Origin of the sequence: Embleya sp. NPDC127516 (assembly GCF_044765325.1) — a bacterium.
Taxonomy (GTDB): domain Bacteria; phylum Actinomycetota; class Actinomycetes; order Streptomycetales; family Streptomycetaceae; genus Embleya.
In genome coordinates this window covers 356,413-381,093 of sequence record NZ_JBIWJT010000005.1, presented here as the reverse complement: position 1 = coordinate 381,093, position 24,681 = coordinate 356,413, and the positions used below count along the sequence as shown (strand labels likewise).

Below are 24,681 nucleotides of genomic sequence, written 5' to 3'. Positions count from 1 at the left end.
GACTTAAGTGATGATTGGTGTCAGTCGTGATGAATGACGCATAAGGGGCGAATCGTGTCGATCGGTCAAAGCCTCGCCGAGGCACGAGTGCGGGCCGGTCTCACTGTCGAACGGCTCAGTGAGGTCACCCGCATCCGGCAGGTCATCATCGAGGGCGTCGAACGGGACGACTTCGAACCGTGCGGCGGCGACTTCTACGCCCGCGGCCACATCCGCACCCTGGCCCGCGCGACCGGCCTGGAACCCGATCCGCTGATCGCCGAATACGACCACACGGTCGGCGGCACCAGCACTCCCCGCCCGACCGAGATCTTCGACTCCCCCCGCAAATCGATCGAGTACCGCCGGCCGAACTGGACCCTGGCCATGGGCGTCGCGGTGGTCATCGTGCTGATCTTCGCGTTCGTCCAGCTCGCCGGCGGTCGCGCCGACGACGACAAGAAGGAGACCGCGTCGCGGGTCGCGCCGACCACGACCGCCCTCGTAGCCCCGGCCCCGCCGCCCCCACCGCCTCCGGTCGAGCCGTCGACCAAGACCCCCGAGTTCCCGGCCGAGGTGGTCGTCACGATCACCGCCGTCGACGGCCGCAGCTGGATCCGCGCGTTCGACGCCGAGAACAAGCAGATCTTCGAGACGATCCTGAACAAGGGCGAGGCCAAGACGCTCACCGACCCCGAGCAGCTCAAGCTCCAGATCGGCAACTCCGGCGCCGCGCGACTGAACGTCAACGGCAAGGACCTGGGCCCGGCGGGCGAGGAGGGCGACGTGGCCCAGCACACGTTCGTACCCGGCAACCCCCTCCCGCAGATGCGGACGAGCGCGTCGGCCGAACCTTCCCCGACGCCGACCACCTCATCGGCCCGCCCCTCCCCGACGCGGACGAGCGCGTCGGCCGACCCTTCTCCGACGCGGACCACCTCGTCGGCGGGTGCTTCCCCTCGTTGACGAGCCATCGTGACCTCCCCGGAACCATCGGACGCTTCCCTGCGTCCGGTCCACGCCCGCGCCTGACGTAGGCTTTCCGGCATGCCCGCCCGCGATACCACCAGCCCCGCCGCCCCGGCCGAGAGCCCCTCCGCCCTGCGCACCGTCGCCCTGGTCACCCTCGGCTGCGCCCGCAACGAGGTGGACTCCGAGGAACTCGCCGGCCGGCTGGAGGCCGACGGCTGGTCCCTCGTCGAGGACGCCGCGGACGCGTCCGTCGTGATGGTCAACACGTGCGGTTTCGTCGAGTCCGCCAAGAAGGACTCGATCGACACCGTCCTGGAAGCCGCCGACCTCAAGGGCGAGGGCCGCACGCAGGCCGTCGTCGCGGTCGGCTGTCTGGCCGAGCGCTACGGCGACCAGCTCGCGGGCGCCCTGCCCGAGGCGGACGCGGTGCTCGGCTTCGACGACTACGGCGACATCTCCACCCGGCTGCGCTCGATCCTCGCGGGCGACGAGCACACCTCGCACGTGCCGCGCGACCGCCGCGCACTGCTGCCGATCACCCCGGTCGAGCGCCAGGCCGCCGATGTCGCGGTGCCCGGACACGGCGCACCCGCAGACCTGCCGGAAGGCGTCGCCCCGGCCTCCGGGCCGCGCGCGCTGCGCCGCCGGCTCGGCTCCGGCCCGGTCGCCTCGCTCAAGCTCGCCTCCGGCTGCGACCGACGTTGCTCGTTCTGCGCGATCCCCTCCTTCCGCGGCTCGTTCCTCTCCCGACGCCCCTCGGACGTGATCGCCGAGGCCCGCTGGCTGGCCGAGCAGGGCGTCCGCGAGATCGTCCTGGTCAGCGAGAACTCCACCTCCTACGGCAAGGATCTGGGCGACCTGCGCCTGCTCGAGACGCTGCTGCCGGAGCTGGCCGCCATCGAGGGCATCGAGCGGGTCCGGGTCAACTACCTCCAGCCCGCCGAGATGCGGCCGACCCTGATCGACGTGCTCACCGGCACGCCCGGCGTCGCGCCCTACTTCGACCTGTCCTTCCAGCACGCCTCCGAGCCGGTGCTGCGCAGGATGCGCCGCTTCGGCTCGCGCGAGGCGTTCACCACCCTCCTGGAGCAGGCCCGGGCCAAGGCCCCCGAGGCCGGCGCGCGCTCGAACTTCATCGTCGGCTTCCCGGGCGAGACCGAGGAGGACGTGGACGAGCTGGAGCGCTTCCTGATCGCCGCCCGACTCGACGCGATCGGCGTGTTCGGCTACTCGGACGAGGACGGCACCGAGGCGGCGGGCTACGCCGACAAGATCGATCCGGATGTGGTGGCCGCGCGCGTGGAGCGGATCTCCCGGCTGGCCGAGGAACTCGTCGCGCAACGCGCCGAGGACCGGATCGGCACCGAGGTGATCGTGCTGATCGAGGAACTCGGCGAGGACGGCAGCGCCGAGGGCCACGCGCACCACCAGGCCCCCGAGACCGACGGCTCGACCACCGTGATCGGCGAGGGCCTGCGGGTCGGCGACCTGGTCCGGGTCCGGGTCACCGACAGCGAGGGCGCCGACCTGCACGGCGATGCGATCGACGTGATCGTGCCCGGGGGCGATCGGTGACGGCCGATCCGGCACCGCAGCGTCGGCGTCCGGCCGAGGCGGTCCGCGCCGCCGCGGCCAACCACCCGCCGAAGCCGGATCGACTCGGCGACCCCACCACCTCGGTGAGCGCGTGGAACGCGGCCAACGCGCTGACCATGATGCGGGTGGCCCTGGTGCCGGTCTTCGTCGTCCTGCTGCTCCAGGACGGCGGCCACGATCCCGCGTGGCGGGCCTGGGCCTGGGCCGCGTTCACCGTGGCCAGCATCAGCGACCTCTTCGACGGCAAGCTGGCCCGGATGCACAACCTGGTCACCGACTTCGGCAAACTGGTCGACCCGATCGCCGACAAGGCGCTGATGGGTGCCGCGCTGATCAGCCTGTCCGCGCTCGGCGACCTGCCGTGGTGGGTCACCCTCGTGGTGCTCGCCCGGGAGATCGGCATCACCTTGCTGCGCTTCTGGGTGATCCGCCACGGCGTGATCCCGGCCAGCCGGGGAGGCAAGGCCAAGACCATGCTCCAGGGTGTCGCGATCGGCATGTACACACTGGTCATGACCGGCCCGCTGGCCAGCACCCGGGCCTGGGTGATGGCGGCCGCGGTGATCATCACCGTGGTGACCGGCCTGGACTACATCGTCAAGGCCGTACGACTGCGACGCGGCACGCCGGTGCCCGCCGGACAGGTTTGACGTCGGGACGGAACCCGACCACGGGGGGAGAGGGACCATGCGCGAATTGAAGGTCGAACTGGTCGCGGTGGGGGACGAGTTGCTCGTCGGCGACGTGGTGAACACGAACGCGGTCACCCTCGGCCGCCGACTCACCGCGGCCGGGCTGCGGGTCACCGGCGTGTCCACCGTGGGCGATGGACTCGACGAGATGATCGACGTGCTCACCCAGGCCGTGCGGCGCGCCGACGCGGTACTGGTCTCCGGCGGCCTCGGTCCCACGTCCGACGACCGCACGCGCGAGGCGATCGCCGCCGTGGCCGGGGTGGCGCTGCGCCGGGAACCGGCGATCGAGGACTGGCTGCGCCGCCGGTACCAGGGCCTGAACCGTACCCTCACCGCGCTCGGCCTGCAGCAGGCGGACGTGCCCGAGGGCGGCCGCTCGTTGCCCAACCCCAACGGCAGCGCCCCGGGCGTGGCTATCGAGATCGGCGACGTGCAGGTGTACGCGGTGCCCGGCCCGCCGCACGAGATGATCGCGATGACCGAGGACCGGGTGCTGCCCGACCTGTTGCGCCGCGCGGGCAACCCACCGATCCGGGCCCAGCGCCAGTTGCTCACCGCGTCGGTCGGTGAGGGCGTGATCGCCGCGGCGCTGGAGCCGCTGGAGAAGGAACTCGCGGTCGTGGGCGCGGTCGAGGTGGCCTACCTCGCCACCGCCGGGCAGACCAGGGTCAAGCTCACCTCGACCGCTCCCGGCGGCGCCGACGCGGTCGACGCCGCCGCGGCGCGGGCCCGCGAACTGCTCGGGGGCTGTGTGTACGGCGAGGCGGGCGACACGCCGGCCGGCGTCGTGCTGGACCTGCTGCGCGAGCGTGGCGCCACCGTCGCGGTGGCCGAGTCGCTCACCGGCGGCCTGGTCGCCGCCGAACTGACCTCGGTGCCGGGCGCGTCCGTGAGCGTGCGCGGTTCGATCACCGCGTACGCCACCGACGTCAAGGCCGCGGTGCTCGGCGTGGACGCCGACCTGCTGGCCGCCGAGGGCGCGGTTCACCCGGACGTGGCGGCGGCGATGGCCGAGGGTGTGCGGCGCCTGATGTCGGGTACCTACGGGGTGGCCACGACGGGGGTCGCCGGGCCGGACCCCCAGGACGGCAAGCCTGTGGGCACCGTGCACATCGCGGTGGCCGGACCCGAGGGAACAACCGTGCTCTCGTTGCTGTTCTCGGGAAGTCGGAGCAGGATTCGGGAGATGACCACGGTCCGCGTCCTGGATCTGCTCCGGTGCGTCGTGGCGGGGCTGCCGGCCGAGCAGGACCCGTCGTGCACGGGGTGACCGGGCTCCCCGGCCGACCGGGGAGAGCGCTTCGGTCAAGAATGCGCGGGACACGCGGAAGGCTGTGCAACGACGTGCTGCGAATCGAGGTGGGAGTGGGCCGGAAACCCCATGGACCCTGGACACCCCCGCCGTCAAGGTTCCACGCCCTGAGTGAACAGGACCGTAAGGCGGGCACACCCGCGCGGTCGGGCAGGTACGGTGGGGCTGTGACCCCCCGAGCCGCCCTAGGAGGGAGCGACCGATGATCCTGCTCCGTCGCCTGCTGGGTGACGTGCTGCGGCGCCAGCGCCAGCGTCAGGGTCGCACCCTGCGCGAGGTGTCGTCCTCAGCCCGGGTATCCCTTGGCTACCTGTCCGAGGTCGAGCGCGGCCAAAAGGAAGCCTCGTCCGAACTGCTCGCCGCGATCTGCGACGCGCTGGACGTGCGCATGTCCGTGCTCATGCGGGAGGTCAGCGACGAGCTGGCCCTCGCCGAGCTGGCCTCGGCCGAGGCGATGCGTCCGGTCCTGGAACCGGTCGGCGCCGGCTTCACGCCGAACGAGCGCGCCGCCGCGGAACGTCAGAACAACGACCGGTCGTCGGGCACGGGCCCGATCTCCGCCGACAACGCGGTGAGTGTGGTGGTGGCGGCCTGACCTCGACGACCGGTGGTGTGGTCTTTCCCACTCGGGAGCATCGTTCGCCCGAATCGGGGCATCCGGTGTCGTGTACACCGGGTCCCCCGGCCCGGTGGTCGAATCGACACCAACCCCGAGGAGTCGTAGCACCATGGTCGTCGTCAAGAGCCCCCTGTCCGACGATGCGCGCAAGATCACCGGCGAGGCGCTTCAGGGTGCCCTCGTCGACCTGATAGATCTCTCGCTGGTCGCCAAGCAGACCCACTGGAACGTGGTGGGTCCGCGCTTCCGTTCGATCCACCTCCAGTTGGACGAGGTGGTCGCCTCGGCGCGCGCCTTCGCGGACACCGTCGCGGAGCGCGCCTCGGCGATCGGGTACAACCCGGACGGCCGGGCCGCGACCATCACGGCGGGCAGCGGTGTCCCGCAGCCCGACTCCGGCTGGATCAAGGACGCCGACGTGGTCGGTTACTTCGTCGGTGTGTACGGCGCGGTCATCGAGCGCATGCGCGAGCGGATCGCGGCCACCGAGGAACCGGACCCGGTCAGCCAGGACCTGTTCATCACGATCGCCGCGGATCTCGAGAAGATGAGCTGGATGTTCCAGGCCGAGAACCAGGCCTGAGCGACGCGCGGCCTCGGCCCCGCCTCCCGATTGTGGGAGGCGGGGCTTCGGCATGAGCGCGGGCGGTGCGGGCGCGGGATGGCGGGTCGGACGGGCGAGGGTTCGGACTGTGGTCTACCAGGGCATCGCGATGCCGCCGTTGGGGCGCAGGATCTGGCCGGTGACGAACCTGGCGGCGTCCGAGGCGAGATAGGCCACCGCGTAGGAGATGTCGGTGGGCTCGCCGACTGTGCGCAGCGGGGCCATCCGGGCCATCGGCGCGGCCACGGCGGCCTTGCGCTCCTCGTCCTCGTTGCCGTCCGCGTCGGTCCAGTGCCGGCCGGTCATCCCGGTGACGATCCAGCCCGGCGCGACCGCGTTGACCCGCACGCCGCTGGGACCGACCTCGGTGGCCAGGGTCTTGGTCAACTGCACGACCGCGGCCTTGGCCGCGCCGTAGCACAGCAGGCCCGAGGTCGCGGTGTCCACCGCGCCGGAGGCCATGTTGACGATGCTGCCGAAGCCCTGCGCGGTCATCACGCGCGCCGCGGCCCGACAGCCGAAGAAGACACCCTTGAAGTTGATCGCGAGGACCCGGTCGAGGTCGGCTTCCTCGGTCTCGATCACCGTGCTCGAATGCATCACCCCGGCGATGTTGGCGAGCACGTCGAGCCGGCCGTGCGCGGCCACCGCGTCGCCGATCAGCGCGTCCACCTGGGCGGCCTTGGAGGTGTCCACGCCGGCGGCGGTCGCGGCGCCGCCGGCGGCCACGATCGCCTTCGCGGTCTCCTGTGCCCCGGCCTCTTGGATGTCCGCGCAGACCACGGTCGCGCCCAGGTCGGCCAGCACCTCGGCGCTGGAGCGGCCGATGCCCGAGGCCGCGCCGGTGACGACGGCGACTCGGCCGGTCAGATCGAGGGCTTCACGAAACACGGTTGGCCTCCCGGCGCTAGGCGTGCACAGCGCGCCGACCGTACGAGCCATCTGACGAACAGTCAATAAAGGCGTGGGGCAACGAGATCGGTGTCACCGCCGGCCCTCCTGCCAGTGGCACCAGCGGTGCGTGGCGCCGCCGCGGGGGAACACGCCGGCCGCCGCGAGGGCGTCGCACGGGTCGCTCTCGACCCGGTTCGACCGCCCGGTCGGCGCCCTCGTGCGGGCCGGCCGGGCCTCACCCTTCTCGGCCCGCGGGCGCGGGCGGGTGGTCCGGGGCGGGGGCGGCGAATCCGGGTCCTGCCCGGTCGCGGTCGGGCCGGCCGGCTCGGGCACCTCGGACTCGGCCGACCCGCCCGCCATCGCCGTGATCGCCGGCTCCGGCTCCGCCGCGAACGCGGAGACCTCGGCGGCGGGAGTCGGTTCCGGCACGGGCGCGAACGGTGCGGCGGCGGTCGCTGCCGGGGGCGCCGGGCGCGGCGACGGGCTCGGCGCGGACACCGAGGTGCAGCCGGCCGCGGCCACGAGCAGGACGGGCAACACCAGGGCGGGCACGATCCGGGGCGGGCTCATGCCCTGTACGACGAACCGCCCGGGCGTCGGTCACCGGGTGTACTCCCATCGGGTGACACTTGGCAGCGCGGGCACCAGAACGCGACCCGCGGCGGGTCGCCCAGGTCCGCTCGTCGGATCGGGGTGCCGCAGCGCGCGCACGGGCGACCGCCGCGCCCGTAGACCCAGTGCCGCCGGCCCGGTCGGGTGTCGCCGGTGGTGACGTGCCCGATCCGGTCGCGATTGGCGTACAGCAGGCGGTGCGCCAAGGCGGCCCACGCGTGCGGGTCGCCGGCCGCCGCGACCGGGGTCCAGGGGGTGATGCCGCGCAGGAAGCACAGTTCCGCCCGGTACACGTTGCCGATCCCGGCCAGGTTGCGCTGGTCCAGGAGCGCCTCGCCGATCGGCCGGTCCGGGCGCTCGGCCAGTCGGCGTGCGGCCTCGACCGGATCCCAGTCCGGACCGAGCAGATCCGGACCCAGCCGGCCGACCGCGGTCGCCTCGTCGGCGGTGCGCAGCAGTTCGACCACGGGCATCCGCATTCCGACGGCGGTCTGTGTCGCGTTGGCCAGCACCAGGCGGATCGCGTGCCAGGGCCGGGGGAGCGGGCGCGGGCCGGTGGGTTGAATCTCCCACCTGCCATCCATCCGCAGATGGGTGTGCAGCGTGAGGTCGCCCTCGATCCGGGTCAGCAGGTGCTTGCCGCGCGGGACCACCGCCAGGACCGAGCGCCCGGTCAGGTCCACGGTCGCCAGGGCGGGCACGCGGAAGTCGGTCACGGTCAGTGGGCGGTCCACGAGGGCCGCGCGCAGCCGCCGCGCCACCTGATACACGCTGTCGCCTTCGGGCACCCCACCATTGTCCCGGACGGGCGGCGGCCGGAGCCGAGCCCGGGGCCGGCCTTCCGAGTCCCCCCGGACCCGTCGGTGCGGCCGAACCCCGGGGGTCGCGGCGCCGCAGGCGATGCCGCACAGGGACCGACGTCGCGAGCGCGCGGCCAGGAACACGTTCGCGACGCCGGATCCATGTGCTTCCGACCGTGACGCGTGCAGGGTCGCCACGGGCGGATGGTGCCGGTCGGCGTCACCGGGATCGCTCCCCGCGTCGCCTTCCGTGACCACGATCCTGCTGGACGTACATGACCGGGGTGTTTCGCGGACCGGGCGCTCGTGTAACGAAACGGTGTCACCCTCGCAGGCGCAGCCCCCTGGGGGTGGCATGGAACCCGGCCGCCTCCAGTGCCTTGCCCAGCGAGGAGGTGAGCACCTCGGCGCCGTCGGCCCGCTCCACCGTCAGCTTGCCCAGCGCGCCCGCGCGCACCGCGTGGGCCAGCGCCTCGGCGGCGGGGCCGACCCGGTCCGGGTCGTCGGTCCAGGACAACAACGTGCGCCCGCCGCGCTCGATGTACAGGATCGGTTCGCCGTCGAGCAGGACCACCAGCGCGCCCGCCTTGCGGCCCGGGCGGTGGCCGCCGCCGGTCTCGCCGGGACGGTCCGGCCACGCCAGCGCGGCACCGTACGGATTGGCCGGGTCGGCGGCGGCCAGCACCACCGCGCCGGGCACCTCGTGCGGCTCACGGCGCTCGCTCGCGCCCTGGAGCGCGCGCAGCCGGTCCACCGCGCCGTCGGCGGCGAACTGGGCGGCGCCCAGCCCCTCCACGAAGTAGCCCCGGCGGACCCGGCCGCCGTCCTCGAACACGCTCAGCACCTTGTAGGCGGCGGCGAACCCGCCGGGGCTGCCCTCGGCGACCACCGCGCCGCGGGTGACCACGCCGTGCCGGTCGAGCAGCGTCTCGGCCAGCGCGTGGGCGCGCCGGGTCGGGTCGGGCTCGGGTGCGGGGGCCAGCGACCAGCGGCCGGCCACGGTGGGCGGGCCGGTGCGCCCGGACGCGACCGGACGACCCCGACTCAGTCCCGCGTACCGCCCGCGCGGGGTCGCCCGCCGGGCGCGATGCGCGGTGGAGCCGGACGTGCGCCCGGAGCCGAGCAGCGCACGCAGCGGGGTGAGCGTGTCACCGGTGACCCGCCCGGACCACACCAGGTCCCACAGCGCGTCGGCGATCGCCGCCTCGGACGCCGGAGCCGGCAGTTCCAGCCGCTCGGTCAACTGCCGGAAGAACAGCGCGTAGCCGCCGGACAGCGCGGCCAGGATCGCGGTGTGCAGTGATGTCGTCTCCAGCGGCACCGGCGGCGGGAACAGGTATGGCGCGGCGTCCGCGAGGCAGAGCGAGAGCCAACCGTCCTTGCCGGGCAGCGCGCCGTGTCCGGCCCACACCACCTCGCCGGCCGCGCACAACTCGTCCAGCATCGCCGGGTGGTAGTCGACCACGCGCGAGGGCAGCACCAGCTTCTCCAGCGCCGAAGCCGGCACGCTCGCGCCCTGGAGCTGCTCGATCACCCGGACCAGGCCGTCCGGGCCGCGCACCCCGCTCGCGCCGACGCCCTGCCACGCGGTCAGGAACCGGGCCAGTGCGACCGGCGGCACCGGTTCGACCTCGTGCCGCAGCGCCGCCAGCGAGCGCCGGCGCAACATCCGCAGCACCTCCGCGCCGCACCACTCCAGGCCGGATCCACCGGGGCGGAACTCGCCGGAGACCACCTGCCCGCCCGCGGCCAGCCGCTCCAGCGTGCCCGTGGTCACCGCGACGCCCAGACCGAAGCGGGCGGCGGCTTCGCCCGCCCGGAACGGGCCGTGCGTGCGCGCGTGCCGGGCCAGCAGGTCGCCCAGCGGATCCTTGACCGGCTCGGTGAACGCCTCGGGGACGCCGACCGGCAGGGGAGTGCCCAGCGCGTCCCGCAGTCGGCCCGCGTCCTCGATGCCGGCCCAGCGCTCCTCGCCCGCGATCCGCACCCGGATCACCCGACGCGCATCCTCCAGGCCGGTCAGCCAGTCGCTCTCGAAGGCGCCCGTGGCGCGCGCCGCGACCTCGGCGGTGGTCAGCGGCCCGAGCAGCCGCAGCAGATCGGCGACGCCCTCGGCGTCGCGCACCCGGCGATCCTCGGCCAGTCGTTGCAACTCGGCCTCGGTGCGGGCCAGCACCTGTGGGTCGAGCAGTTCGCGCAACTCGGCCTGGCCGAGCAGCTCGGCCAACAGCCGCGAGTCGAGCGCGAGCGCCGCCGCCCGCCGTTCGGCGAGCGGCGAGTCGCCCTCGTACATGAACTGCGCGACGTAGCCGAACAGCAGCGAGCGGGCGAACGGCGAGGGCTCGGTGGTGGTGACCTCGACAATGCGCACGGCGCGGGTGGCGATGTCGCGCATCAGGCCGGTCAGGCCGGGCACGTCGAACACGTCCTGGAGGCACTCGCGCATCGTTTCCAGGACGATCGGGAACGAGCCGTACTCACTGGCCACCGCGAGCAGTTGGGCCGAGCGTTGGCGCTGCTGCCACAGGGGGGTGCGCCGGCCCGGCATGCGCCGCGGCAGCAGCAGCGCGCGGGCCGCGCACTCGCGAAAGCGGGACGCGAACAGCGCCGAGCCGCCGACCTCGGCGGTCACCAGCGGCTCCACCTCGGCCTCCTCGAAGAGCGCGAAGTCCGGCGGCAGGGCACCCGCCGCGAGATCGTCGGGCTCCTCGCCGAAGGACTGCTCACCGAAGGGCATGCCGGTGTCCGGCAGCCGCAGCACGATCCCGTCGTCGCCGTGCATGGTCTGCACGTCCAGACCGGTGCGCTCGCGCAGCCGGGCCGAGATGGCCAGCGCCCAGGGCGCGTGCACCTGGGCGCCGAACGGCGAGTGCACCACCACCCGCCAGTCGCCCAACTCGTCGCGGAAGCGCTCGACCACGATGGTGCGGTCGTCCGGGATGTGGCCGCACGCCTCGCGCTGCTCGCCCAGGTAGCCGAGCAGGTTGTCCACCGCCCACGGGTCCAGGCCCGCGGCGGCCACCCGTTCGCGGGCCCGGTCCGCCGGCAGCGCGCCCACCTCGCGGACGAACGCGCCCAGCGCCCGACCCAGTTCCACCGGCCGTCCGAGCGCGTCGCCGTGCCAGAACGGCAGTTTGCCCGGCACCCCGGGGGCGGGCGAGACCAGCACCTTGTCGTGGGTGATGTCCTCGATCCGCCACGACGACGTGCCCAGCGTGAACACGTCGCCCACGCGCGACTCGTAGACCATTTCCTCGTCCAGCTCGCCGACCCGCGACTTCGCGTCGCCGGCGACCAGGAACACGCCGAACAGGCCCCGGTCGGGGATGGTGCCACCCGAGGTGACGGCGAGCCGCTGCGCGCCCGGGCGGGCGGACAGCACCCCGCCCACCCGGTCCCACACGATGCGCGGGCGCAGTTCGGCGAACGCGTCCGAGGGGTAGCGGCCGGCGAGCATGTCCAGCGTCGCCTCGTAGGCCGACGCGGGCAGGGCGGTGAACGGGGCGGCCCGGCGAATCAGCGCGAGCAGCGCGTCCACGTCCCGGTCCTCGATCGACACCATCGAGACGATCTGCTGCGCGAGCACGTCCAGCGGATTGCGCGGCCCGCGCACCGACTCGATCGCGCCCTCGCGCATGCGCTCGGTGACCACCGCGGTCTGCACCAGGTCGCCGCGGAATTTCGGAAAGATCACGCCTCGGGAGATCGCGCCCACCTGGTGGCCGGCCCGCCCCACCCGCTGCAGGCCGGAGGCCACCGAGGGCGGCGACTCGACCTGGACGACCAGGTCCACCGCGCCCATGTCGATGCCCAGCTCCAGGCTCGAGGTGGCCACCACGGCGGGCAGCCTGCCGGCCTTGAGGTCCTCCTCGACCTGGGCCCGCTGCTCCTTGGACACCGAGCCGTGGTGGGCGCGCGCCAGCAGCGCGGGCGCGCCGCGGTTGCTGCCCGCCTGCGCCATCAGCTCGGCCGGCGACGCGTCCTCGGGCAGCTTCTCGCCGGTGGCGCGCTCGTAGGCGATCTCGTTCAGGCGGCCGCACAGTCGCTCGGCCAGCCGGCGCGAGTTGGCGAACACGATGGTCGAGCGGTGCGCCTGGATCAGGTCGACGATGCGTTCCTCGACGTGCGGCCACACCGAAGCCTTGCGCTCGTTGCCGGCCTCGTCGAACTCGCCGGTGCCGCCGCCGAGCTCGCTCATGTCCTCGACCGGGACCACGACCGAGAGCTCGAACGTCTTGGCGGCCGGTGGCTGGACCACACGCACGTCGCCGGTCGAGCGCAGCCAGCGGGCCACCTCGTCGACCGGGCGCACGGTCGCGGACAGGCCGATCCGGCGCGCGGGCCGCTCCAGGAGTTCGTCCAGCCGCTCCAGGCTCAGCGCCAGGTGCGCGCCGCGCTTGGTGCCCGCGACCGCGTGCACCTCGTCCACGATCACCGTGTCCACCCCGCGCAGCGCTTCGCGGGCCTGCGAGGTGAGGATCAGGAACAGCGACTCGGGCGTGGTGATCAGGATGTCCGGCGGCTTGGTCGCGAACCGGCGTCGATCGGCTGCCGGGGTGTCGCCGGAGCGCACTCCCACGGTGACCTCGGGCTCGGGCAGGCCCAGGCGTACGCACGCCTGGCGGATGCCGGTGAGCGGGCTGCGCAGGTTGCGCTCGACGTCGACCGCGAGCGCCTTGAGCGGCGAGATGTACAACACCCGACAGCGCCGGCGCGGGTCGGCCGGCACCGGCTCGGCGGCGAGCCGATCCAGCGCGGACAGGAACGCCGCGAGGGTCTTGCCGGATCCGGTGGGCGCGACCACCAGCGCGTCCTTGTCCTCGGCGATGGCGCGCCAGGCGCCCTCCTGGGCCCGGGTCGGCGCGTGGAAGGCGCCGGTGAACCACTCCCGAGTGGCGAGGGAGAAGCCGGCCAGGGCCGAGGCGGGATCGTCGTGTGGCATAACTCCCCATGGTGCCGCGTGGCTCCGACATTCGCGGCGGACGACAAGCGGGCGACAGGGGGACGCGGCGCGACCGCGATACTGGTCGCATGGGACTCACCGACTTCTGGCGACGCATGCGCGCCCACTTCGGCGACTCGTACGCCGAGTCCTTCGCCCGCGACCACGTGATGTCCGAGCTGGGTGGGCGGACCGTACACGAGGCGCTGGCCGCGGGCATCGAGGCCAAGGACGTCTGGCGTGGCGTGTGCGTCTCGATGGACCTGCCGACGACCAAACGGGCCTGAACCGCCGGGCGGCTCCGCGACATGCCCAAATGGACATAACGTGACGCTCTAGTCTCTTCCTGTCATCGGATACGCATCGCGACACAGTGGTGCGGAAGAGCACAGGGAGCCCATGTGAGCACACCCGACACCCCCACCACACGGGTCGGGTCGCGCGATCGCATGCCGCCGTGGTTGCCGCGGGCCGTGTTCATGATCCTGGCGATGATCGCGGGCTTCCGGCTGCTCGGCTGGACGCTGGCCCACCTGCGCTCGCTGCTGATCGACCTGCTGCTCGCGTTCTTCCTCGCGCTCGCCTTCGAGCCGGCGGTGGACCGGATGGCCCGGCGCGGGATGCGGCGCGGCGCGGCCACCGGCATCGCGTTCGTGGTGGTTTTCCTGGCTTGCGCCGGCTTCCTGACGGTGGTGGGCTCGCTGCTGGTGGACCAGGTGGTCGCGTTCGCGCGGCACCTGCCCGACTACCTCGACGACCTGGTGGCGTGGGTGAACCGCACCTTCGGCACCGACCTGACCGTGGAAAAGATCCAGGGCGACATCTTCAAGGACTCCGACACCGTCCAGGGCTATGCCGAGCGGGTGGCGAACAACGCGCTCGGTCTGTCCGCCAAGATCGTGGCCGGCCTGTTCGAGTTGTTCACCATCGCGCTGTTCACCTTCTACTTCACCGCCGAGGGCCCGCGGATGCGCCGCGCGGTGTGCTCGCTGCTGCCGCCGGAGAGGCAGGCCGAGGTGCTGCGCGGGTGGGAGATCGCGATCGACAAGACCGGCGGCTATCTGTACTCGCGGGCCGCGCTCGCGCTGATCTCGGCGTTCGCGCACTATCTCGTCTTCTTCCTGCTCGACCTGCCGTACGCGGTGCCGCTCGCGCTGTGGGTCGGCTTGATCTCGCAGTTCGTGCCGACCGTGGGCACCTACATCGCGATCGTGCTCCCCGCGCTGATCGCGCTGACGGTGAGCCCGTTGACCGCCGTGTGGGTGGTGGCGTTCGCCACCGCGTACCAGCAACTCGAGAACTACCTGCTGCACCCGAGGATCACCGCGCGCACGGTGGAGATCCACCCGGCGGTCGCGTTCGGCGCGGTGATCGCCGGGGCCGCGCTGCTGGGCGTGGTGGGCGCGCTGATCGCGATCCCGATCGCGGCCACCGGACAGGCCTTCGTCGGCGGCTACCTGCACCGCTACGAGATCCCCGAGCACCACCTGACGCCGGACGAGACCCGGCCCCGCCGGGGCCCGGGTCCACTCACCCGATGGTGGCGGCGCGCCCGGGACCGGCAGGGTCCGGGGGATCCTCAGGACCAGAAGCGGAACAACCGATAGCCGTCGCTCGCCAGGTACGGCGACACGTCCAGCGCGTCGGTGACGTGGTCGATCACGTCGTAGAACCAGCCGTTGACCGACGGCGACCACAACAGCGCGAACAGGAACAGGATCGCGTACGGCGCGTACGGCGCGATGGCCCGCCGGAAGTCGTACGGCAGCCAGGGCTCGATCACGCCGTAGCCGTCCAGGCCCGGCACCGGCAGCAGGTTGAGCACCGCCGCGATCACCTGGAGCTGGATCAGGAACGAGAACGCGGCGACGAAGGTCGGGCTCGCGCCGTCCACCGCGCCGGAGGACAACACCAGTGCGAGCACGATCGCCAGCACCGCGTTGGTCAGCGGTCCGACCGCCGACACCATGCTGTTGCGCACCCGGCCGCGGATCGCCGAGCGGTCCAGGTAGACCGCGCCGCCGCTGAGCGGGATGCCGCCGAGCAGCACGAAGATCGTCGGCAGGATGAAGGACAACAGCGGATCGCTGTACTTGAGCGGGTCCAGGGTCAGATAGCCCTTGCCCACCACGCTGTCGTCGCCCGAGCGCAGCGCGGCGAACGCGTGCGCGAACTCGTGCAGGCACAACGACACCAGCCAGCCGGACATCACCAGCAGGAACACCCCGGTGCGGGTGGCCGCCTCGGAGGAGCCGTCGTCGTGCCAGGTGTACCAGGTCGAGGCGGCGCAGACCGCGACTATCGCGAGGAAGATCGGGCTCGGTCGCACGTGGCGCAGCGAGCCGGCCGCGGGGCGGCGGCCGTAGTCTCCGTAGGGGTGCGTCACGAACTGCTCCAGGTGCGGGAAAGGGGCCGTACGACCGGGAATTCGATCGTACGGCCCCACCCGACACTCAGTGGAAGGTGTGCTCCGGACCCGGGTAGGCGCCGCCGACCACGTCGCCCGCGAACGCCTTGGCCGCGTCGCCGAGCACGGCGCGCAGGTCGACGTACTGCTTGACGAACTTGGCGGTGTGGCCGGTGGTCATGCCGGCCATGTCGGTCCACACCAGCACCTGGGCGTCACAGCGCACACCCGCGCCGATGCCGATGGTGGGGATCTCCAACTGTTCGGTCACGCGCGCGGCCAGGTCCTCCGGCACACACTCCAGGACCACCGCGAACGCGCCTGCGGCCTGCATCGTCTTGGCGTCCGCGAGCAACTGCTCGGCGCTCTCCGCGTCCCGGCCCTGCACGCGGTAGCCGCCGAAGGCGTGCACCGACTGCGGGGTGAGCCCGAGGTGGGCCATCACCGGCACGCCCGCCGCGACCAGCGCCTCGACCTGACGGGCCGAGCGCTGTCCGCCCTCGAGCTTGACCGCGCCGGCACCGGCCTCCTTGAGCAGTCGCACGCCGTTGCGCAGGGCCTGCTCGGGCGACTCCTGGTACGAGCCGAACGGCAGGTCGGCCACGATCAGCGCGCGCTTGGTGCCGCGCACGACCGCGCCGGTGAGCATCACCAACTGGTCCATGGTGACCGGCACGGTGTTCTCGTAGCCGAGGTGGTTGTTGCCCGCCGAATCGCCGACCAGGAGCACCGGAATGCCCGCGTCGTCGAATACGGAGGCGATCATCGCGTCGTACGCGGTGAGCATCGGCCAGCGCTCGCCGGCTCGCTTGGCGCGGGCGAGGTCGCGCACGGTGACCCGGCGCCCGGTTCCCTCGCCGCCGTACAGGGTCAGTCCCGGACCCTCGCCCGAAGCGGCTATCGGCTGCGCGGATGTGTTGCTGGACATGGTGTTCTCCCGACTCGAGGCGCTCGGACGGCGTCCCCGGACAACGCCATGGTGACACGCGCCGTAACAGGACAACAGGGGAGTCGGACGCCGGATTCCGGGTGACCGCCGGGTGCTCGCCGAGTGGTCATCGGCCCGGCATTTGCCGAGGCTTTGCAATACGAGACGTTCTCGTTTCGTAAAGTGCCCTAGCCTGTGAGGCAACCCGAACCGGTCCCACATGTTCGACGAATCGAGCTTCCCCCGTGACTTCAGCGCACGTTCCTCCCATACGCACGGTCGACGAGCACATCCATCGCCGCCGCTGGGCCATCCTCGGCGTCCTGGTGATCAGCCTGCTGGTCGTCGTCCTGGACAACTCGATCCTCAACGTCGCGATCAAGACCATCGCCGACCCGGAGAAGGGCCTGGGCGCCACCCAGAGCGAGCTCCAGTGGGCGATCAACTCCTACACCCTGGTCTTCGCCGGCCTGCTGTTCACCGCGGGCATCCTGGGCGACCGCTTCGGTCGCAAGCGCACCCTGTTGTTCGGCATGGTGATCTTCGGCCTCGCGTCGCTGCTCTCCGCCTACTCGCAAAGCCCCGGGCAACTGATCACCGCGCGCGCGGTGATGGGCTTCGGCGGCGCGTTCGTGATGCCGGCCACACTGTCCATCATCAGCAACGTCTTCGAGCCGCACGAGCGACCCAAGGCGATCGGCATCTGGTCCGGCGCGGTCGGTCTGGCGATCGCGATCGGCCCGATCACCGGCGGCGTGCTGCTCGACCACTTCTGGTGGGGCTCGGTCTTCCTGATCAACGTCCCGATCGTGCTGGTCGGCATCGTCGCGATGTTGCTCCTGGTGCCCGACTCGCGCGACCCCCGGCCCGGCCGGCTCGACCCGATCGGGGTCGCGCTGTCCATCGCGGGACTGGTCTCGCTGGTCTACGGCATCATCCGAGGCGGCGACGCGGGTTGGGGCAGCGTCGAGGTGATCGGCACGATCGTGCTCGGCCTGGTCGTCCTCGCCTTCTTCGTGTGGTTCGAGAAGCGCAGCGACCATCCCGCGCTGGACGTCAAGTTCTTCCGCGACCCGGCCTTCTCCGCCGCGGCCGGCGCGATCGGCCTGGTGTTCTTCGCGCTCATGGGCGTGACCTTCTTCATGGCCTTCTACCTGCAGAGCGTGCGCGGCTACACCCCGCTGCAGACCGGCCTGCTGCTGCTCCCGCTGGCGATCGCGCAACTGATGTTCTCGGCCCGCAGCTCGGTGATGGTCAAGCGGTTCGGCGTACGCGCCGTCACCACCGGCGGCATGCTCCTGGTCGGCCTGAGCTTCCTGGCCTTCCTGGGCATGGATCGCACCTCGCCGATCTGGATCCTGTGCGTGGTGTTCTTCGTCCAGGGCGCGGGCATGGCGCACGTGATGCCGCCGGCCACCAACTCGATCATGTCCTCGCTGCCGCGGGAGAAGGCCGGGGCCGGCTCCGCGGTCAGCAACACCGTGCGTCAGGTCGGCGGCGCGCTGGGCGTGGCGATCCTGGGCTCGGTGCTTTCGTCGGTCTATCGGGACCGGATCTCCGGCGACCTGGACAAGCTCCCGCCGGACGTGCCCAAGGGCGCGGCCGGCGACTCGGTCGAGGCGACGCTCGCGGTGGCCGGCCGACTCGGCGACAAGGGCGCGGCGCTCGTGGACCCGGCCAAGGACGGCTTCATCGACGCCATGCACGCCGCCTCCGTCGGCTCCGCCGTGGTCGCGCTGATCGGCGCGGTCGTGGTGTTCCTGTGGATGCCGCGCCGCGAGTCCGGGCAGACTGCCCCCGAAGCGGACCGAATCGAACGGTCCGCCGAGGAACCGCGCTCCGCGAAGGTCTGACATGCAGCCTGCGACATCCGCATCAGCGGCCGAACCCCTGGCCGACACCACGACCGAGCCCGGCGGGGCGGACAAGCCCCGCCGGGGTCGGCCGCGCAGCGAGGAAGCCGAACGGGCGATCCTGGGCGCCACCTTGCGCCTGCTCGACGCGCACCGCAGCATCGCCGCGATCTCCGTCGAGGCGGTGGCCCAGGAGGCGGGTGTGGGCAAGGCCACCATCTACCGCCGCTGGCCCGGCAAGGAGGCGTTGATCGTGGCGGCGGTCGAGGCCGCCGAGGCGATGCCGGCGGTGCTCAAGGGCCGGTCGCTGCGCGAGGATCTGATCCTGGTCCTGGAGCACATGCGCCTCCAGGCGGTGGACAAGCGCGGCGACGGGCTGATGGGGATGCTCTCCGGCGAGATCCGCAGCCATCCCGAGCTGCACCGGCGCTATCACGAGGTGGTCGTGGAGAAACGCCGGGCGATCCTGCGCGGCCTGTTGCAACGCGGGGTGGATTCCGGCGAGCTGCGTGCCGACCTGCCGATGGAGGTCCTGATGGACCTGGTCACGGGCCCCATACTGGTACGCAAGCTGGTACGGGAGAACGCAAGTCTGGAACCGGAGCTGCCGGGCCAGATCGCGGACGCGCTGCTCGGCGGGATTCGCGCTCGCTCCTGAGCCCATAGGGAACCTATCGACCGCTTTCCGGCGTCCGTTTCGACGTAGGGGACGTTTTGTTCGTACGTTGACGCGGACACAGTCGGGACTCGAGTCTGGGACTTCAGGAGGCAGCATGACGTGGCCCACCACGACGGACACCGGAGCCGAGCCGCAGCCGGCCGGCGACGGAGGTCCTCGGCGAGGGTCACGGTGGTCGTGGCAGGGCGTACGGGATGGTGCGGTCGCCACATGGCGCACCCCGCCGTGGCGCCGCGGCCGAGTGATCGCCGTGTTCGCGGTGCTGGCCACCCTCCCGCTCGCGTTCCACCGGATGGTGCCCAACACCCCGGGCAACTGGGGCAGCTTCGTGGAGACCTTCCTGCCCTGGGCGGGCCTGGTCGTTCCGGTGCTGCTGACCTGCGCGGCGATCCGTCGCTCGTGGACCGCGGTGGCCGCGACCATGCTGCCGATCCTGGTGTGGGTGACCATGTTCGGCGGCTTCTTCATGCCCGGCCGCGGCGGCGGCCCGCACGACCTGCGGGTGCTCAGCCACAACGTGAACGCGAGCAATCCCGACCCGGCCGGCACCGCCCGCTCGCTGCTCGGCGCGAACGCCGACGTGATCGCCCTGGAGGAACTGCCGGAGGGCGCGTGGAAGCTGTACGACGCGGTGCTCAAGAGCCGGTACCCGAACGTGCAGCACGAGGGCACGGTCGCGGTCTGGACCACGGCGGACTTCTCGATGAGCAAGGCCGAGGCGGTCGACGTCGGGATGGGCTTCACCCGCGCGCTGCGCACGGTGATCAAGACGCCCAAGGGCGACGTGGCCTTCTACGCCGTGCACCTCGCGTCGGTGCGCTTCGGCCCGAGCGGCTTCACGGTCGGCGACCGCAACGACACGATCGATCGACTGTCCCGGTCGCTCGCGGTCGAGACCGCGCCGCACGTGGTGCTGGCCGGTGACCTCAACGGCACCACCGACGACCGGGCGCTGCGCCCGGTCACCCGCTACCTGGCGGACGCGCAGGACGCGGCCGGCACCGGGATGGGCTTCACCTGGCCCGAGTCGTTCCCGATGGCCGCGATCGACCACATCATGTACCGGGGCATGGCCGCCGCCGACGCGAAGGTGCTGGGCGGCACGCCGAGCGACCACATGCCGATCCTGGCGGACCTGCGGCTGAGCTGAACGGATCCGCGGCCGAGCCGAGCCGAATCCACCACGAAGGGCCCGACCGCAGCGGTCGGGCCCTTCGTCGTGTCCGTGTCGTGCTCTTCGGGTCTGTCTTCGCGGCGTGCTCGGGTGCTCTCGGGTTGTGCTCAGCCGCTCTCGCGCCACCGGCTGGTGATCGGCAGTCGCCGGTCCCGGCCGAACGCCTTGAGCGAGATCTTGGTGCCCGGCGGGTACTGCCGGCGCTTGTATTCGGCCGTGTCCACCAGCTTGAGGATCCGGTCCACCAACTCCGGCTCGAAACCCGCCGCCACGATCGCGTCGCGGCCCATGTCCCGCTCGACGTAGTCGTCCAGGATGGCGTCGAGCAGTTCGTACGGCGGCAGCGAGTCGGTGTCGACCTGCCCCGGCCGCAACTCGGCGCTCGGCGGCTTGGTGATCGAGTTCTCCGGGATCGGGGCCGGCTCGCCGAGTCGCTCGGCCTCCGCGTTGCGCCAGCGCGCCAGCCGCCATACCGCGGTCTTGGGCACGTCCTTGATCGGCGCGAAGCCGCCGACCGCGTCGCCGTACAGCGTGGAGTAGCCGCAGGCCAGCTCGCTCTTGTTGCCGGTGGCCAGGACCAGGTGGCCCTCCTGGTTGGACAGCCCCATCAAGGTGGTGCCGCGCACCCGGGCCTGGAGGTTCTCCTCGGCCAGGCCGGTCAGCCCGAGCGCGCCCAGGTAGGCGTCCACCATCGGGGCGATCGGCACCTGGCGGTAGTTGAGCCCGATCCGCACGGCGGTGTCGGCCGCGTCGTCCTTGGAGTGTTCGGAGGAGTAGCCGCTGGGCATCGAGACGCCGTACACGTTGCCGCCGCCCACCGCGTCCGCCGCGATCGCCGCGACCAGGGCCGAGTCGATCCCGCCGGACAGGCCCAGCAGCACCGACTTGAACCCGTTCTTGGCCACGTAGTCGCGCAGCCCGGTGACCAGCGCGCGGTAGACCTCCGCGTCGTCGGACAGGGCCGGCGCGATCGAGTGCGCGGCGGCGGGCGCGGGCACCGGCGCGGCCTCCTCGGTGAGGATCACCTGGTGGATGGTCAGGCCGTCGGCCACCACGTCGCCCGCGCTGTACACGCTGTCGTCCACGGTGCGCTCGGGCAGGTCCAGGTCGGCGATCAACAGTTCCTCGCGGAACTGCGCCGCGCGCGAGAGCACCGTCCCCTCGGCGTCCACGATCAGCGAGTCGCCGTCGAAGACCAACTCGTCCTGGCCGCCGAAGGCGTTGACGTAGGCGAGCGCGCAGTTCGCCTCGCCGGCGCGGCGGCGGACCAGTTCCAGCCGCGAGTCGTCCTTGCTCACCTCGTACGGCGACGCGTTGATCGACAACAACAGGCCGACCCGCGCGGCGCGCGCGGCGGCCACCGGGCCGCCCTCCTGCCACAGGTCCTCGCAGACGGCGATCGCGATGTCGACGCCGCCGACCCGGGTGACCAGGAGCCGATCGCCCGGGACGAAGTAGCGGTACTCGTCGAACACGCCGTAGTTGGGCAGGTGGTGCTTGGCCGAGCGGGCCGCGACCCGGCCGCCGTGCAGCACCGCGACCGCGTTCTGCGGGGCGCCGGCCGGGCGGCCCAGTCGCGGCGTGGACACCCCGCACCGGTCCAGATAGCCGACCACGACCGCGACCTCGCCCAGTCCCTCGGCGGCGAGCCGGGCGGCGAGCGCCTCCAGCGCGCGGCGGGAGGCCTCGACGAAGGACGAGCGCAGGGCCAGGTCCTCGACGGGATATCCGGTGAGCGCCATCTCCGGGAAGGCCACGAGCGACGCGCCGCGCTCAGCGGCCTTCCGGGTGCGCCCCACGACCAGTTCGGCGTTGCCGTCGAGGTCGCCGACCGTGGGGTTGATCTGGCTGAGGGCGATGCGAATCCGGGTCACACGATCCAATGTACCCGACCCTTGGCGTCAAAGTGACGAATAGTGGTCCCGGGTGCGGCGACGCGCCGTGCGCACCGCGCTCGCGGGGTCGATGGCGGGCGCTCGGCCGGCCGGAAAACCGCAGGCGAACGGCGGGCGAAAGGCGTACGCCCGAGCGAACCCGGGGCTCGGCGCCCGAGCACCCGGGAGATACCCTTGGCGCAGTTCAGCACCGGGCCCCGACGGCTCGCCCGACCGGATTCCCGGCGGGTGCGATGCCGCGCGAAGAAGGTATCCCGCAGGTCGCCCACGAGCGGTTCTCGGGGTACAGGACCACGGGACGTACGCGCGCACGGCGGTACCTGTGCGCGAGCAAGGGCACAACGCAAAGGGCACGTAATGTGCTGGAAACCCTGAAGCGGGATACTCGTGTGCCCCGCAGTGCCCTGCCGATCGCTCACAGGCCGTCCGACCTGCAAGGATAGGGAATTATGGATAAGCAGCAGGAGTTCGTGCTTCGCACCCTGGAGGAGCGCGACATCCGGTTCGTGCGACTGTGGTTCACCGACGTGCTCGGGTTCCTGAAGTCGGTCGCGGTGGCTCCGGCCGAATTGGAGCAGGCGTTCGCCGAGGGCATCGGCTTCGACGGGTCGGCGATCGAGGGCTTCGCCCGGGTGCACGAGTCCGACATGCTGGCGAAGCCGGATCCGGCCACGTTCCAGATCCTGCCGTGGCGGGCCGAGGCACCCGGCACCGCGCGGATGTTCTGCGACATCCTGATGCCCGACGGCTCGCCGTCCTTCGCGGACCCGCGCTACGTGCTCAAGCGCACCCTGGAGCGGGCCTCGGAGAAGGGTTTCACCTTCTACACGCACCCCGAGATCGAGTTCTTCCTGTTCAAGGAGAAGCCCGTCGACGGCCGGCCGCCGACCCCGGTGGACCACAGCGGCTACTTCGACCACACGCCGCAGCCGGTCGGCCAGGACTTCCGCCGCCAGGCGATCACGATGCTCGAGAACATGGGCATCTCGGTCGAGTTCAGCCACCACGAGGGTGCGCCGGGTCAGCAGGAGATCGACCTGCGCTACGCGGACGCGCTGAGCACGGCCGACAACATCATGACCTTCCGCCTGGTGGTCAAGGAGGTCGCGCTGGAGCAGGGCGTGCACGCGTCCTTCATGCCCAAGCCGTTCTCCGAGCACCCGGGCTCGGGCATGCACACCCACCTGTCCCTGTTCGAGGGCGACCGCAACGCGTTCTACGAGGCCGGCGCCGAGTACCAGCTCTCCAAGGTCGGCCGCTCGTTCATCGCGGGCCTGCTCAAGCACGCCGGCGAGATGGCCGCGATCACGAACCAGTGGGTCAACTCGTACAAGCGGCTGTGGGGCGCGTCGGCGCGCACCGCGGGGATGGGTGGCGAGGCCCCCTCGTACATCTGCTGGGGGCACAACAACCGCTCCGCGCTGGTGCGGGTGCCGATGTACAAGCCGACCAAGGGCCAGTCCACCCGGATCGAGGTGCGCCAGATCGACTCGGCGTGCAACCCGTACCTGGCCTATGCCGTGCTACTCGGCGCCGGGCTCAAGGGCGTCGAGGAGGGCTACGAACTGCCCGCCGGTGCCGAGGACGACGTGTGGGCGCTGACCGACGCCGAGCGCCGCGCGCTGGGCATCGCGCCGCTGCCGCAGAACCTGGCCGAGGCGATCGCGCTGATGGAGCGCAGCGACCTGCTGCCGGAGATCCTCGGCGAGCACGTCTTCGAGTTCTTCCTGCGCAACAAGCGGCACGAGTGGGAGGAGTACCGCCAGCAGGTGACGCCCTTCGAGCTGAAGCGGTACCTGCCGGTGCTCTGACGCCGGTGCCGTGGTGCCGGTGTTTCCGGTGCTCCGAGCGCGCGACGCGAACGGCCCGACCCCCGATGTGTCGGGGGTCGGGCCGTTGCTCGTGGAGCGGCGCGCGGGTGCTCAGGACATCGGCGGGCCGAGGAGTTCGAGGATGTAGCGGACGTAGGCGTCCTTGTCCTCGCCCTGGGGCAACAGCTGCGGCGCGCCCCGGCGGATCAGCGCGATGCCGACGGTCATCGTCAGCGCGGTCAGCGCGTGTCGGTAGGCGGCGTCGGCGGGCAGGCCGAGCTCCTCGGTGAGCCGGGCGCCGAACTCCAGGCGGCGACGGGTGACCTGCTCCAGGATCGGGCCCACCACCGGGTGCTGGGCGTGGATCAGCAGCGTGGTGGTGATGTCCGCGCCGCTGGGCGCGGTGAACGCGTACTCGGTGAGTCGGCGTCCGCGCTCCACCGGATCCTCGATGCGTTCGGCGGCGGCCATCAGTTCCTCGGACTCGGCCACCCAGCGTTCCAGCGCGGCCTGGATGAGCGAGTCGCGGTCCTTGAAGTGCCAGTAGAAGCTGCCCTTGGTGGTGCCGAGGCGTTCCGCGAGGGGTTCCACCGCGACGGCGCCCAAGCCGCCCTCTCGCATCGCCTCCAGGGCCGCCCGAGCCCAGTCCTCTCGGCTGAGGGTGCGGCGGCCGGGGCGAGCGGGCCGGTCCGGATCGTCGTCTGATTGAACCCTCTCCGAGGGAACACCGTTGCGCATGGCACCTACGCTAACGTAGGGTGACGTTCCGTACGGTGGCGTATGGCAGCTCGTCGCTACGGAGGCCTCTTCGGGCCGTGGGACGGACGGCTCGCAGAGTGGAACTGTCGTCCGCCGCCGGGCGAGGACGCGCCGCATTCAAGTTCGCCGCGGTCGGGGGGCTCGGCGAGC

Annotated in this window: 20 protein-coding genes; 12 read left to right on the top strand and 8 right to left on the bottom strand. The window is 72.0% G+C overall.

Features of this window, described 5'->3' with window-relative positions; all coding sequences use genetic code 11:
* Positions 1-54: 54 nt before the first annotated feature.
* The 6 genes from ACIRL2_RS12365 (at position 55) to ACIRL2_RS12340 (ending at position 5,756) form a co-directional block, all read left to right on the top strand.
* On the top strand, positions 55-945 hold the full coding sequence (locus tag ACIRL2_RS12365; protein WP_402231857.1) for a helix-turn-helix domain-containing protein: 891 nt from the start codon (positions 55-57) through the stop codon (positions 943-945).
* 81 nt (positions 946-1,026) lie between these two features.
* Positions 1,027-2,526 carry a 30S ribosomal protein S12 methylthiotransferase RimO gene (gene rimO, locus ACIRL2_RS12360; protein WP_395862204.1) on the top strand — a complete coding sequence of 500 codons (1,500 nt, stop codon included), beginning with the start codon at positions 1,027-1,029 and terminating at the stop codon, positions 2,524-2,526.
* Positions 2,523-3,197 (top strand): CDP-diacylglycerol--glycerol-3-phosphate 3-phosphatidyltransferase, encoded by a 675-nt coding sequence (gene pgsA / locus ACIRL2_RS12355; protein WP_395862207.1) that lies wholly within the window; start codon positions 2,523-2,525, stop codon positions 3,195-3,197. The genes rimO and pgsA overlap by 4 nt, the downstream gene beginning before the upstream one ends.
* A gap of 37 nt (positions 3,198-3,234) precedes the next feature.
* Positions 3,235-4,512, top strand: coding sequence for a CinA family nicotinamide mononucleotide deamidase-related protein (locus ACIRL2_RS12350; RefSeq protein WP_402231855.1), 1,278 nt, complete (start codon positions 3,235-3,237; stop codon positions 4,510-4,512).
* A gap of 244 nt (positions 4,513-4,756) precedes the next feature.
* The gene (locus ACIRL2_RS12345) at positions 4,757-5,149 is read left to right on the top strand and encodes a helix-turn-helix domain-containing protein (protein WP_395862211.1); all 393 of its coding nucleotides are present in this window, start codon (positions 4,757-4,759) and stop codon (positions 5,147-5,149) included.
* 133 nt (positions 5,150-5,282) lie between these two features.
* Entirely contained in the window at positions 5,283-5,756 is a 474-nt protein-coding gene (locus ACIRL2_RS12340) for a Dps family protein (protein ID WP_395862212.1), read from the top strand.
* A gap of 114 nt (positions 5,757-5,870) precedes the next feature.
* Here ACIRL2_RS12340 and ACIRL2_RS12335 read toward each other — a convergent pair whose 3' ends face one another.
* The 4 genes from ACIRL2_RS12335 to ACIRL2_RS12320 form a co-directional block, all read right to left on the bottom strand.
* The gene (locus ACIRL2_RS12335; protein ID WP_395862214.1) at positions 5,871-6,668 is read right to left on the bottom strand and encodes an SDR family NAD(P)-dependent oxidoreductase; all 798 of its coding nucleotides are present in this window, start codon (positions 6,666-6,668) and stop codon (positions 5,871-5,873) included.
* 93 nt (positions 6,669-6,761) lie between these two features.
* On the bottom strand, positions 6,762-7,241 hold the full coding sequence (locus ACIRL2_RS12330; RefSeq protein WP_395862216.1) for a hypothetical protein: 480 nt from the start codon (positions 7,239-7,241) through the stop codon (positions 6,762-6,764).
* Positions 7,238-8,071: an Fpg/Nei family DNA glycosylase gene (locus ACIRL2_RS12325; protein ID WP_395862218.1), complete on the bottom strand. Its 834-nt coding sequence runs from the start codon at positions 8,069-8,071 to the stop codon at positions 7,238-7,240. The genes ACIRL2_RS12330 and ACIRL2_RS12325 overlap by 4 nt, the downstream gene beginning before the upstream one ends.
* Positions 8,072-8,405: 334 nt before the next feature.
* Positions 8,406-13,025: an ATP-dependent helicase gene (locus tag ACIRL2_RS12320; protein WP_395862220.1), complete on the bottom strand. Its 4,620-nt coding sequence runs from the start codon at positions 13,023-13,025 to the stop codon at positions 8,406-8,408.
* An 89-nt stretch (positions 13,026-13,114) separates the two neighbouring features.
* Between ACIRL2_RS12320 and ACIRL2_RS12315 the strand changes: the two genes are divergently transcribed.
* Positions 13,115-13,312: a DUF3046 domain-containing protein gene (locus ACIRL2_RS12315; protein WP_360304842.1), complete on the top strand. Its 198-nt coding sequence runs from the start codon at positions 13,115-13,117 to the stop codon at positions 13,310-13,312.
* Between the two features lie 114 nt (positions 13,313-13,426).
* Positions 13,427-14,632 carry an AI-2E family transporter gene (locus tag ACIRL2_RS12310; protein ID WP_395862222.1) on the top strand — a complete coding sequence of 402 codons (1,206 nt, stop codon included), beginning with the start codon at positions 13,427-13,429 and terminating at the stop codon, positions 14,630-14,632.
* Here the strand turns inward: ACIRL2_RS12310 and ACIRL2_RS12305 are convergent.
* Together ACIRL2_RS12305 and panB are read right to left on the bottom strand one after the other, a co-directional pair.
* Positions 14,605-15,411, bottom strand: coding sequence for a site-2 protease family protein (locus tag ACIRL2_RS12305; protein WP_395862224.1), 807 nt, complete (start codon positions 15,409-15,411; stop codon positions 14,605-14,607). The genes ACIRL2_RS12310 and ACIRL2_RS12305 overlap by 28 nt on opposite strands.
* 67 nt (positions 15,412-15,478) lie before the next feature.
* On the bottom strand, positions 15,479-16,360 hold the full coding sequence (panB, locus tag ACIRL2_RS12300) for a 3-methyl-2-oxobutanoate hydroxymethyltransferase (RefSeq protein ID WP_395862226.1): 882 nt from the start codon (positions 16,358-16,360) through the stop codon (positions 15,479-15,481).
* 245 nt (positions 16,361-16,605) lie between these two features.
* On the opposite strand from panB, the gene ACIRL2_RS12295 reads away from it, so the two are divergent.
* From ACIRL2_RS12295 to ACIRL2_RS12285, 3 genes are all read left to right on the top strand, one after another.
* Positions 16,606-18,213 (top strand): MFS transporter, encoded by a 1,608-nt coding sequence (locus ACIRL2_RS12295; RefSeq protein WP_395862228.1) that lies wholly within the window; start codon positions 16,606-16,608, stop codon positions 18,211-18,213.
* 1 nt (position 18,214) lies between these two features.
* Positions 18,215-18,871, top strand: a complete 657-nt coding sequence (locus ACIRL2_RS12290) for a TetR/AcrR family transcriptional regulator (RefSeq protein ID WP_395862230.1) — start codon at positions 18,215-18,217, stop codon at positions 18,869-18,871.
* A gap of 115 nt (positions 18,872-18,986) precedes the next feature.
* A complete protein-coding gene (locus ACIRL2_RS12285) occupies positions 18,987-20,042 on the top strand; it encodes an endonuclease/exonuclease/phosphatase family protein (RefSeq protein ID WP_395862232.1) in 1,056 nt (351 codons plus the stop codon).
* Positions 20,043-20,173: 131 nt separating this feature from the next.
* Here the strand turns inward: ACIRL2_RS12285 and ACIRL2_RS12280 are convergent, their stop codons facing one another.
* Entirely contained in the window at positions 20,174-21,940 is a 1,767-nt protein-coding gene (locus ACIRL2_RS12280) for an NAD+ synthase (protein WP_402231850.1), read from the bottom strand.
* Between the two features lie 470 nt (positions 21,941-22,410).
* On the opposite strand from ACIRL2_RS12280, the gene glnA reads away from it, so the two are divergent.
* Entirely contained in the window at positions 22,411-23,772 is a 1,362-nt protein-coding gene (gene glnA, locus ACIRL2_RS12275; protein WP_395862236.1) for a type I glutamate--ammonia ligase, read from the top strand.
* Positions 23,773-23,883: 111 nt separating this feature from the next.
* On the opposite strand, the gene ACIRL2_RS12270 is transcribed toward glnA, so the two are convergent.
* On the bottom strand, positions 23,884-24,510 hold the full coding sequence (locus tag ACIRL2_RS12270) for a TetR/AcrR family transcriptional regulator (RefSeq protein WP_402231847.1): 627 nt from the start codon (positions 24,508-24,510) through the stop codon (positions 23,884-23,886).
* Positions 24,511-24,681: the final 171 nt, after the last annotated feature.